This is a genomic window from Pedobacter mendelii (assembly GCF_014635725.1).
GTDB classification, from domain to species: domain Bacteria; phylum Bacteroidota; class Bacteroidia; order Sphingobacteriales; family Sphingobacteriaceae; genus Pedobacter; species Pedobacter mendelii.
In genome coordinates, this window is record NZ_BMDJ01000007.1 from 186,340 (window position 1) to 198,639 (window position 12,300).

Annotated in this window: 8 protein-coding genes and 1 CRISPR repeat array (1 of these 9 only partly in view); of the genes, 1 reads left to right on the forward strand and 7 read right to left on the reverse strand. The window is 33.7% G+C overall.

The window, feature by feature from the left end; genetic code table 11:
• Positions 1-610: a CRISPR direct-repeat array (repeat unit 46 nt; unit sequence GTTGTGATTTGCTTTCATTCTTTGAGATACTGATATTTACAACAAC) (it extends 119 nt beyond the left edge of the window).
• Between the two features lie 238 nt (positions 611-848).
• Genes cas2 through cas9 form a run of 4 tightly spaced genes read right to left on the reverse strand, consistent with a single transcriptional unit; the run spans position 849 to position 6,849 of the window.
• Entirely contained in the window at positions 849-1,178 is a 330-nt protein-coding gene (gene cas2, locus IEV50_RS13460; protein ID WP_188415166.1) for a CRISPR-associated endonuclease Cas2, read from the reverse strand.
• A 3-nt stretch (positions 1,179-1,181) separates the two neighbouring features.
• Positions 1,182-2,210 (reverse strand): type II CRISPR-associated endonuclease Cas1, encoded by a 1,029-nt coding sequence (cas1, locus tag IEV50_RS13465; RefSeq protein WP_188415168.1) that lies wholly within the window; start codon positions 2,208-2,210, stop codon positions 1,182-1,184.
• Between the two features lie 14 nt (positions 2,211-2,224).
• Positions 2,225-2,698 carry a nucleotidyltransferase gene (locus IEV50_RS13470; protein ID WP_188415170.1) on the reverse strand — a complete coding sequence of 158 codons (474 nt, stop codon included), beginning with the start codon at positions 2,696-2,698 and terminating at the stop codon, positions 2,225-2,227.
• Positions 2,695-6,849, reverse strand: coding sequence for a type II CRISPR RNA-guided endonuclease Cas9 (gene cas9, locus IEV50_RS13475; RefSeq protein ID WP_188415172.1), 4,155 nt, complete (start codon positions 6,847-6,849; stop codon positions 2,695-2,697). The genes IEV50_RS13470 and cas9 overlap by 4 nt, the downstream gene beginning before the upstream one ends.
• Before the next feature lie 298 nt (positions 6,850-7,147).
• Between cas9 and IEV50_RS13480 the strand changes: the two genes are divergently transcribed.
• The gene (locus tag IEV50_RS13480; RefSeq protein ID WP_188415174.1) at positions 7,148-8,071 is read left to right on the forward strand and encodes an aspartyl protease family protein; all 924 of its coding nucleotides are present in this window, start codon (positions 7,148-7,150) and stop codon (positions 8,069-8,071) included.
• A gap of 300 nt (positions 8,072-8,371) precedes the next feature.
• Here the strand turns inward: IEV50_RS13480 and IEV50_RS13485 are convergent, their stop codons facing one another.
• Genes IEV50_RS13485 through IEV50_RS13495 form a run of 3 tightly spaced genes read right to left on the reverse strand, consistent with a single transcriptional unit; the run spans position 8,372 to position 12,174 of the window.
• Positions 8,372-9,370 carry a Hint domain-containing protein gene (locus tag IEV50_RS13485; protein WP_188415176.1) on the reverse strand — a complete coding sequence of 333 codons (999 nt, stop codon included), beginning with the start codon at positions 9,368-9,370 and terminating at the stop codon, positions 8,372-8,374.
• 13 nt (positions 9,371-9,383) lie between these two features.
• Entirely contained in the window at positions 9,384-10,691 is a 1,308-nt protein-coding gene (locus IEV50_RS13490) for a pyridoxal phosphate-dependent aminotransferase (protein ID WP_229746731.1), read from the reverse strand.
• Positions 10,582-12,174: a flavin monoamine oxidase family protein gene (locus tag IEV50_RS13495; protein ID WP_229746732.1), complete on the reverse strand. Its 1,593-nt coding sequence runs from the start codon at positions 12,172-12,174 to the stop codon at positions 10,582-10,584. The genes IEV50_RS13490 and IEV50_RS13495 overlap by 110 nt, the downstream gene beginning before the upstream one ends.
• Positions 12,175-12,300 lie beyond the last annotated feature (126 nt).

Genomic DNA, 12,300 nt, shown 5'->3' on the forward strand with positions numbered 1-12,300 from the left:
AACGATGCAAAATTTTCAGCTACTGGTCATACTGTTGTGATTTGCTTTCATTCTTTGAGATACTGATATTTACAACAACAGCAGCTTTAGCTTTACTTGCAGCTTCTTTGTTGTGATTTGCTTTCATTCTTTGAGATACTGATATTTACAACAACAATATTTCCAGCTAAAGTTGCAGCACCACTGTTGTGATTTGCTTTCATTCTTTGAGATACTGATATTTACAACAACAAATCATTATAGTAGATGGGTGCTATGCTGTTGTGATTTGCTTTCATTCTTTGAGATACTGATATTTACAACAACAAAAGCCACTAATACTTGGTTGCTGATGGGGTTGTGATTTGCTTTCATTCTTTGAGATACTGATATTTACAACAACCAGCTTCTAATTCATTACGTCTGTTTTTAAGTTGTGATTTGCTTTCATTCTTTGAGATACTGATATTTACAACAACATCATCAACTATTAAAATTAATTCTGCACTGTTGTGATTTGCTTTCATTCTTTGAGATACTGATATTTACAACAACTAAATTAAGTAACATATCCGCAGGCTTCGGGTTGTGATTTGCTTTCATTCTTTGAGATACTGATATTTACAACAACATACCGTGGTTTATTTATCTGTATATCATTGATTTATCTCAAAAATTAGAATTAAAAAAATCTGGTCGCTTTTGCGGCCAGATTTTTATTCTAATGTTTATTTAATTGTAATTGCAAAGTAATGATTAAAGAACAGCTGATATTAGTTTATAATTCTCTTATTTAGCTTTAAGATTCCCAATCAGGTTAAGAATGACATTATCTTAATGTATCTGTAGACATAGAAGACGGAGAAATACTAAAACAGTTCTAATTGTTGTGGCGTATCTGGTAGTTCTTTTTCCTTTTTACCATAAAATAATTCCATCATCCCAAATTGTTTATCGGTAACTGTCATAATACCGATATGTCCTTTTTCCGGCAATAATCTTTTAACCCGGTTAATATGTACATCGGCATTTTCGCGGCTGCTGCAATGCCTTAAATAAATTGAAAACTGAAACATAGCAAAGCCATCCCGTAAAATTTCCTTACGAAATTTTGAAGCAATGCTTCGTTCTTTTTTAGTTTCAGTAGGTAAATCGAAAAAAACTAATACCCACAAAATTCGATATTCATTTAAACGCATTAATTAAAATGGTAACTCGCCTCTTTGCATATCATTATCTGGTTCAGGAATTTCACGGGTTGTAATCGGAATTAAATCATCTTCCAGGCTAAATTTTGGTGGCCTCTTTGCATCAAAATTTTTCATAATTGGGTAGTTGATTCTTCTTATGGTACCCTCATAACATTTGGCCAGGGATGATGTTGTGCTTTGCAAGCCGACCATTAACGGGCTTTTACTTTTTTCAAATTGTACATCAACAGTAGCAATACCCAAAAGTTGTGTTTTAATGGAAGTACCCAGTTCTAAAAAATTTTCACCTCTGTCAATTATCCCCAACACAATTTCATCTACATAGGGGCGATAAGGTTCCATAATATCATCCGCTAAACAATAAGCGTTGTATTTATTTCGATGATGGATGCCTAATGTTGGAAGCAGACCAGAACAAACTAAACCACGAGCCACAATAGCCCTTAAAATCGCATAGCCATAATTGAGTAAATTATTTGGGGGGTCGCCTTCCCGGCCTCTAAAGAAATCTATTTTTTTAGGGAAAACATTTTTCCAATAATAAGCGGCAGCTCTTCCTTCGTAATTATCCGGGTCGCCCGAGCGAACTGATTTTGCCCAATGAACCATATTTTCGCAAGGAATATTTCGGTTAAAAAGCACAGCAGCCTGGTTTAGAATTTTTGCTTGTGCTGTTTGTTGCCAAAGTTGCTTTTTTAGGGGTTGCGATGCATCAATTTGATAACGAAAACGTTCGCTTTGCGTATTATGCCCGTCAATCGGGAGCATCATGCCTGTAGGGTGCCGGCTCTGGTTGCAGGTAATTATGGCCGCATTATTTTCTAATAGTGCAGCAATGCAACCATGGGTAATGGTGATTTGCTGATTATCCAATATAATAATTCCAATATCTTCTATCGGAATCGTTTTCTTAGATTCTTTCTCTCCTAATGATTTTAAATGGGGTAAGTCAATAGCGAGTTGATTTTGTTGCAAACTTAAATAAGCTGGATTAGAGAAGTGGAGCGTTCTTTTAATCATGAGAGCGATATTATTTAAAACTTCTTATTTCTTTGAATATGCTGTAATTCTTCTATATCTGCTTTGTCTTTTAATCGTCCTGTATTAAATTTGGATAAAACTAAATCATCTAGGTGTAGAAAGGGGATTTTTAATCCGTCAACTTCTACTATTATTTTTCTTTTACTCGCCTCTTCAAATTCTACAAGGTTAATTTTGGTAATAAAATCAACTTTTTCGGGTTCTTCCCATAGAGAAAAAACGAAATAACCAGTAAAATCCATATCAATAATTGGCTGCAGGTCTGCTTCAAAGAAGTCCATCGTCTTAAATACTTCTAATAACTTAACTTTGTTGTCATTAGTTGGACTTAACCAAATGTCAATGTCTCCGGTTGTTCTAGCATAGCCATGAAATATAACAGCATATCCGCCTATCACTATAAAATCAACTTTATGTAACAATAGTTTATTGATTAGCTCTTGATGTTTTTCTATAAATAGGTTCATTCTGCTTTGATTATTCTTATTGTGTTATTTTGTTTTCTAATTCTTAAGTCTTCCTCATTAAAACCGTAAGCCTTTAAAATTAAATCTACTGTATGTTTTATCCTATCAATTGGAGATTGTTTAATGATAAAGTCTATTTCGTCTTGTTTGGCTTCTTCAAATGAATTGAAAATTTTTAAACGGTTTTGAGTTTGATAAATAGCTGTAGGTTCATTTAGTAATAATAAATTGACTTCTGAGCTTATGTATCTTTGCTCTTTCGTGTGGCCTTCGCCTACTTTAGTAATTTCTCCTAAATGGTTCAAACGTACTTTAATTGGGTTTTTAGATAGAAATGCTCCAATACTTTTAAATAAGTAGAACCTTCGGCTTTCTTTTGCACCAATTGTTACTTTCAATTCTGAGTTTTTAGTCTCTAAATGATGTCTAAACCAATACTGATTATCCCCAATACTCCAAACTAAATAGATATTTTTACTCAATAATGCCTTATTATTTTGTTGTATGGCTTCATCAAATTCTTCTTGCGATAATCCTAATACAAACATTTCATTTTGTTGCATACTAAGTTGTAAGTCCAAATTATCAGTAGGAAGTTTATCCAAAAAGGATTGAGGTAACTCTTTATTTATCAAATCATTCCAAAGAGTATTTGTATTATTGATGATATAAGGGATTTTGAATTTCTTGCGCTCTACTGCATGCCAAAAGGTGCATAAATGTTGTATATGCTTTCCAGTATTATCTTTATATAAAGCTATATGATGATTGTTACCTGTTTTTGCAAATCCAATTTCTTTACCATTCTCATCTTTTTTAATAGCTTGAACAGCTGAAAGGCCTGTGAAACACCTAACAGTTAGTATGGGTATTCTTTTATTTTCATTAAACCAAAGTATGTCTTTAAATGCTTCTTTTTCCTTGCCATTGTGTGCATCTAACCTCTCTTGAACCAGGTGCATTACTTTTTCATCAATAATATACTTAACATCATCATTTTTTAAATCTGTAATTTTATATTTAATCACAAATTCATCCTTATAGCAATAAGAAGATATAAGTACAATAGACTTAGCAAGATCAAGATAAATAGGAAACTTTTTTAAGGATTCAATACACTTTTTAATATCTCGCCCAAAATCATTTAACCTTTCTTCAACTTTAGTTTTAACTATTGGTTCAGCAATTAAATCTGGGTTTTCGAACAAGTATTTTATTGGATATTTGATTAATAACCCTGTTTTGAAATCTTTGGCAATAGTTTTAATTTTACCGTAAACAAACTGTTCATGTAATGCTCCTCTTGGAACAATAACACCAGTTTCTTTATTCTTTCCGGTAGCTTTAAACTTACTTATAGTTGCTACTTTTTTCCCTGCTTTAAAGGATACTAAAATTTTATCAGCTTCTTGCTCAATGTATTTTGTTGTGAAATTTTCTGGCCTCTGTGAAATCAGATATGAATTTAGTTGATTGTTTTTTTCTTTTTGCCCCTTAACTATTTCATTATTTTCATTTAATATTTTTTCATCGTAGTTGTTGCCATATTTTTTCTTCGCGAAATCGATTTCTCTTTGCATTTCATCTTTCGTTTCGCTCGAACTTAATGTGTTTATTCTCTGAATAAAGCCTTGCTGGGTACAAGCTATTACGAGTGCGTCTATTGCATGATGGCGATGGTCATCCCGTTTAGTCCAATTTGCTATTTCTTCTTTTTGGTGTTTACGATTTCCGTGATCACTTGTCCACTCTTTTATTTGCGTTTGTCCTATTTCCTTATATTTAGGCAATTGTAAGTTCATTAATACATCATCCCATCCCCAAAGTCCACGGAGTTTAGCAGTAACATTTCCTTCAGTACTGGTAACATTATGGCAAACCTTTCCTAAAATTTCTTTTGCTTTTCTGGCAATGTATGCGGTTTCACGTAATTGCCTATCAATAAAGTTTTCCCATATTCTTTTATCTGCTTCGGTTTCTTTGCCAACTTTTTTACGTTCTTGATATTCTTCAAATGAAACTTTTAAACGTTGCATTTTCCCGTAAGAAATTATTCCTCTTTTAAACCATTCATCTACTCTTAATATATATTCGCCTAGGGCGTTGCCACCTTTTTTTGAGATATAATCGTAAGCTGTATTGTTAGTTTTAGTAGAGTTACAATTTCTATGGACTAATACCTTGTTAGTCTGTGAGTCATCGAACAATAAGGCTTTTGGTACTATGTGGTCAACATCGAAGTTATCACCACTTAATGCCTCTGTTAGATTAAATGTTTCGCCACAATAAATACATTGATTTGCAACTTGTGCTTCTTTCCAATTTTTATCTTTGGCAGGGAAAATAAATTTGTACTTTTGAATATAACGTTTGGTAGTAGGTAATCCAAGTTCACTAAGTTTAGTTACTACCAATTCATTAAGTTTTTTATTAAATCCATTTTGCTTATCAGTATCTTCACGCTCATCTTTACTTTGTTTTAATTCTCTGGCAAGCTCTACTCTAATTTCCTCAGGTTTTCCATATTTCTCAATAATTGCATTTACTACATTTATCATTTGGTTGAGAATTTTTTCTACAACTGGTTGTCGCAAGCTATTTTTAGCTAGTAACTGCAAGGGCTCATCTGAAACATTCTTTGATTTTTCTTCTTTAGTTAATCTGCGATTATAACCTGCAAAGCTTTCAGCATCTGCTTGGTTGTAACCTAGCATTAAATAAGGCAACATTTTTCGCATTGCTTTATTAGATTTATTGCCAAATGCTTGCTTGTTAAAATCAATTTTGGAAAGTTTTTCTGCAATTTCTTCTTCGAAATTAAAGCGTTTCATTAAGGCATTTTTACATTCATCTAATTCTTTTATAGAATAAATGGTATGCCATAATTGATAAAAAGGTTCTTGCTCTAAAGCTGAATTTAATTCGACACTATCTCGTTCGTCTAAAATTTCACCGGTTTTTTTATCAATTAGAACAGCAAAATGTTTTGATGGGATTGTATGAGTATCAAATTTTACATGTTCACTATTGCCTGTAATTTTATGAATAGCTGAATAGGTTGTATTGCCTTGAATACCTTTTAAAATTTGTTTATTAGCATAAACCTGTTCTTTTTTGAGCTCTAATATTTTAAGTAATTCTGCAAAACTTAGGTTTTCATTTTCTAAAAGATGATTTACTATCGTTTGCTTTTCTTCAATAGTAGGTATTCTATCATCCCATTTGTACTTGCTTCCTTCAGGGTTTTTAATTTTTATAGAGATATTGTTAACTACTTCCCAGATTTTACAAAGCTGAAATAATGGAGATGTTCTAGGTGCAACTTTGGGCCCTGTAAATATGGTTTTATCTTGTTGGGTTTTCTTATCAAAATAAGAAGTTTCAAAACCTTCAAATTCACAGATGCTTACCAAACCCTTTTGTGATTTTAGCTTACGTTGGTAATAGATGATTTCATTTCTTAATGAATGGATAACATCATCAGTTAAAAATGAATGTTTAGATTTTTGGGTATTAATTATGGCATCAAATTCTTCGATATAAGCCTCCCTAGGATAGACTTTTTCTTTAACTCTAAAATAAGTATTGTTTTGGTTTGCTGAAGATAATTCATCATAAAAGTATTGCCCTAAAGTTTGGTTTTTTTCTTTCAATAATTTATATCTTCCTTTTACTTCGACAACATAATCGGTATCTTTTTTGTCTGCATTAGCTTCACTTCTTGACGATTTATATCCTCTTTTTTGATTGAGTAGATATAGTATTCTTCCCAATTGTTTTGGAGATATTTCTTCATTATTAGAAACGGCATTGCTTCTTAGCTTCCATAAATCTAAACTTGGTAAGTTCAATAATTCATCTGTTGGGAAGATATTGAGTTTTTCCAAAATCTTTTTTAGACTGTATTTGAAATCATCAGATTTTTTTAGCTGTTTTCTATCATAGCCTTTTCTTTGGGTTCTAGCAGTAGTTCTATCTTTATTTTTAGAAATAGCTTGCCCTTTTTGAAATTGGTCTCTGGCATCTGCATCCAATGGAATTATTCTTGATCCCATTGCAAGAATTTGAAAAGGCCCATTAAGCTCATCAACTTCTATCAATGCCCAACCAATACTATTTGTTCCTAAGTCAAGTCCTAATATTTTTTTCATGAGCAGTTATTTAAATATTTAACAATATCCGATTTAATTTTTAATTCTTACCCAACACAGAACCATTCTCAATATTTACCTTGAATACTCAAACTTAAATTCATTTATTTTTAATTCATTACGGTTTCCCGTATCCTTGATATTAAATTAAATTCTATATTTGTTTTCGAAAGCAAATCACAATAAGGATTATTCCGTTGTGAAAACATTCAAAGCGGGGCAACTCGCTTTTTTTATGTCCTGATTTTTTTATAACCGCTCCGGATTAGCTGTAAAAAAAAACGCCTATCTTGGTTAAATGAAATCAGTTCGACAAATAATAAAAAGCCTGCTCGCCACCTTTTCGATGATAGCGATTGCTCAGCAATTTTTACTGGCACAATCAACGTCAGATTATAAAATTCCCTTTACCCTTACTAGCCAAAATAACATCATCATAAAAGCCACTTTGAACAACCAGGATACTGTATCGCTCATGTTTCACACTGCGGCAAGTGCGCTTACCCTAACTAAAGATGCGATTGGAAAAATGAATAGCCTTCAATTCGAAAGAACAGATACGGTTAAAAGCTGGGGCGGTGCAGAAAACTCTTCACGTTACAGTAAAAGCAATATGCTTCAAATAGGCAATCATAATTGGGAGAACATTCCGCTTTGGGAAAACCTAAATTCAGGGCCCGGAAGTGGCGGTAAATTTGGATTGGAATTATTTAATAACAAAGTGCTTGAGTTAAATTTTGATAAAAAAACAATCACTGTTAGTCAGAATTTGCCTTCAGATATTAAGTCTTACAATAAATTAAATTTAATTTATAAAGATGAAATGATGTTTGTTGAAGCCGAATGTAAAATTGGAAATGATTTGCTGAAAAACCAATTCCTTATCCATTCAGGTTATTCGGGTGCTATACTTTTTGATGATCAATTCACCACAGATAACCAGCTAAATGAAAAGCTTAAAATAACTGGTGAAAAAAGCTTGAAAGATTCTTTCGGCAACTTACTTAAGACCAAAAAAGCCATAGTAACCTCCTTTATCATTGGCAAAAACAAACTAAATAATGTTCCTTCGGGTTTCTTTCAGGGTGCATTAGGGCGACAAAAAATGAGTATTATTGGCTCTGACTTGCTGAAACGCTTTAATGTGGTAATCAGTGCTGATAGAAATACTATTTTTTTAAAAGCAAATACTTTAAAGAACACAACATACTTAAATATTTAATAGCATATTCAGTATTATTGCAGTAGTTTTCAGCATAACATCAATCGAATATCAGCTCAATGAACAATTTTTAAGCCATTTAAATAAGAGTAAGTTTAAGCGGGGAGTTTTATGATTATCCTAACGCTGAAATTTTTATGAAATTAATTTATAGAGTAGAAATTAAGCGGCCGTATCATAAATACGAAATATAATACTGAGCCTCGTCGAAGGACTTTTAAAAACTGCCTTTTAGAGCGTTTCGACAGGCTCAACGTGCCAAGGTTAAATATAATTGATTTATGATAAGCCTCTTAGACGTTATTTTTGCATCACCATCACACCATTCATGATAAATGTGCTTCCTGCATCAGCTATAATATTATATACATTTTGCTTGCCACCGGCGCTCTCTTCTTTTTTCCACACCAGATAAGTTTCATATTTTCCGGTTTTTTCGTTTAGGCATAGTATCTCTTCGCCTTCTTTTACCTCACCAATTTTCATTTTACCTTTTACGGTAGTCATTGGATGGTTGGGAGTGGCCTTTAATATTTTGGCGCTTAGGCTTATTTCCGTTCCTGAAAAAGTATTAATGCTTTTACCGGCAATTAATACCACAGAAGTAATGGCGTAATTTTTCGCTTCATGAATAGTCAGTTCCTTAACTTTCACTGCAGAGCGTAATTTGCTTTTCGGATCAATAGTAATTACTTCGTCGCCCGGTTTAATATCTTTCAAAAGTTTTTCTCCACCGTTTGCCATCGTTACAACTTCATCACCAGGGAAACAAATATCACTACCGTAAGTGCCAGCTTCTTCTGATAAGTTTTTACCAGCATTAAGTGCTTTATACTGCTGATAGGCTAATTCTTTAGATAAAATGTAAGATAGTTTAAGTACAAAGTTTTTTTCTTCCTTATTAATGTTATCTATATCCTGAAAATACTTTTCCCAAACCTTACCTTCAGCCGTAAAATCAGGTACCAAAGCTTTAAATAACTTACCGGTTTCGTTGGTGTAAAATACCATCAAGCCAATTTCCTGCATGCCTTCTTTGGCAATAAGTTTATAAAGGTCGATTCGTTTTTTTAGTCCATCATCTCCCGTTATAAAGTATGGTTTTCTGGATTCATAACGATCCAAAATGTAGGTATTGTTGAATTTTACATAAGTATCCTTGTCTAAATCTGCAACAGTATAACCTTGGGCTTTATCGTATTCTGCCATGGTTAAAGGACGAGGATTAACAACTTTTTGTTGCGCTCTTGCAAAAGATGTTGCAACAATTAATAACAAGACTATCGTAATTTTACGCATGATATTTTTTTGATTATGATAATTGTTTAAAGGCATCTGCAAATGCTTTCATTTCATCCATTCTACCAATACTTACCCTGCACCATTCTTTTCCGCTGAAACGCCAGGTGCGGATGCTTACACCTCTTTTGCTCATCTCCTGAGAAAAACGCATACTGTCCATCTTTAACGGAAACATTACAAAATTTGCTGAGGAAGGGATGTATTCATAACCTTCTGCTTTTAAAACCGAATATAAATATTCTTTCGAGGCCATTGTTTTCTTTAATGCATCCGTTAAAAAATCTTTTTCCCCGTAAGCAACAATTGCTGCGGCAAGTGTAGGTGCTGAAAGGCTCATAGAGCCTGTAGAATATTTTGATAGATTTTTTATGGTTTCTGGTTGAGCAATGATGTAACCGCACCGTAAACCTGCGAACCCATAAAGTTTAGAAAAAGTACGGGCGACAATAATATTTTGTCCTTTTTTAACACAATCAATCATGCTGGCAGCCTGCGGATCAGGTAAATAGTCTATATAAGCTTCATCAACAAATACAGGAACTTTTTTGCTTACACGTTCGCAAAAATCTTTAAGCTTTACAGTATCGAGAATTGTTGCGGTTGGATTATTTGGGTTACAGATGTATATAAGTGCCGTTTTATCTGTGATTTTTGCTTCCATTTCATCCAAATCAATTTTATATTCCGATGTTAAGGGAACTTTAGTCCACTTAGCGCCATGTCTTTCAGCATCTGATGGCAAATCGTTATATGATGGATCGGCAGAAATAATTTCGCCACCATTCTTTGCATAAAATAAAGCGGCACCAAGCAACATTGGTGATGAACCTGCATCCATCATAATGTTATTTTGTTTAATGCCTTCATGTTGCGCAATTTGTTCGGTTAGTTCACGCATGTGCATAAACGGATATTGATAGCTGCTTTTTAATGCTTTTTTCATCGCCTTTTTAGCACCTGCAGATGGGCCGAAAGGGTTTTCATTTGCAGATAACCTGGCTTTAATAACTGGCCTGGCTTCATCTGCCCGTAAAATACTGTATTGATCGGCCATTCGATCACTCATAAAATTCTGCTGAATATTTCTTGGCATTGCTGCCAGTTTTTCAAGTGTTCCGGATAAGAAAGTTGCTGCTCCTGCCAGCAATGCAGTAGATTTTATCCAGCTGCGGCGATTAAGTTGATTGGCCATGGTTAAAATTTTAAGTTTATCCTTTAGTTGTTTGTGTTGGGTAAGTTTGCCTGCTTTCTGTATTTCTGCTATGTAAATCGGCAACCACACTTCTTGCAGATTCAAATGCGCCTGCCATCCAGGCATTTAGGTAAGTTAAGTGTTCACCTGCGAAGTAAATATTTCCATCGGGTTTTAATAACGCAGGATATGCATTTTTTCGGGTTTCGGATGTGTAAACTGCCCATCCGCCCATGCTATATTTTGTTTTATGCCAGCTAACGGAAAGTGATTTTTCAAAAGTTTTATCATATTGAGGATGAATCAGTTTTCCTTTATATAAAGCCAGCTGCTCGCGTTCGGCATAACTTAGCTCTCCAACTTGTTTTGCCTTTTCATTAAAATTATAATACCCAATCAGTATTCCTTTCTTACTTAAGTAGTCATAAGATGGGTAAAATATTTGCGTAAGCTCATTGTTGGTGTGGGTAATGCCTCCGTAAATATGTTCATCTTCTTCCCAAAAGCGGCGATTAAACTGAAGACCTATTTTTCCTGTTTCATTATAATTTATATAATCAACAGCACGACTTACATTAGAAGAAAAGTTATTTTTGATATTGCTTAAAACCGGTAAAGGTATGGTGCATATACAGAAATCGCCACTCAATTCATGGGTTCCTACTTTATCTTTATAAGTAATTTTTACACCATCAGCAGTGTTTTGAATGTTACTTACTTCTGCATTTAATTTCAGCATTGGGGTTAGCTTCTTCTCAAATGCTTGTGCAATTTTATCCATTCCGCCTACTGCTTGAAACATAGTCATCTGTAATTCGTATGTATATTCGGCTACATTATAAAAGTCAGGGTCTAACAAACCCGATTGTATAATTTCTGCAAGCTTTAATGGGTCTGAAAGTTTTCCTGGTTTATCGCCTGCACCCGGCGCTTCTATATAACCACGTCTGGCAGATGCCTTATACAATTTATCAGCATCTAAACCACCCTCTGCCATTAAATATTCAACAATTTTTTGACTGTCTTCTTTGGTCAAAGGACTATCTAATTCGCCGTTATCCATAGTTTTAGCCAGCATTTCCGTCATATAGCCACGAACATCGTTATGGATTTCACGTGCTCTTATTTTTTTGTTGGATAAAGAACCCTTCCCCTCAGCAAAATAATAAGTACTTTCATTTACGTTATTATAAACCTGAATTGGAACACCTAATTCTTTACAATAATGAAGGGTAAGTTCGTGATTGTGGGGAATACGAGAAGGACCGGCATTAAAATATAATCCTTCGTCAAAATTTGCTGTAACGGTCTGCTTATTTACTTCATTATGCCGGCTACCATTTTTAATACTCCAGCATCTGCCACCTGTTCTTTCTCGTGCTTCGAGGATGGTACAATCATAGCCTAGTTTAGTTAATTCATACGCAGAAGCCATACCTGCCAAACCGGCTCCAAGTATGATTATTTTTTTTCCCTTTCCTTTGCCTTCAAGATTAAAAGCATGTGCCGGAGCTGATTTTAATAAGCCAAGTGCAAGCATAGCTGGGTATGTTGCAGACGCTAAAAGACCACTTTTATTCAAAAAATCTCTTCTCGATATTGATTTCAATTGTTTTGCCGGTTGTTATAGCAAATATTAAAATAATTTACCGATTTATCGATTAAATTATTAGTGTATTTTGTAAAATCATTAAAATAATATATTTTATTTTAGTTATTTACCTATTTTATTTTG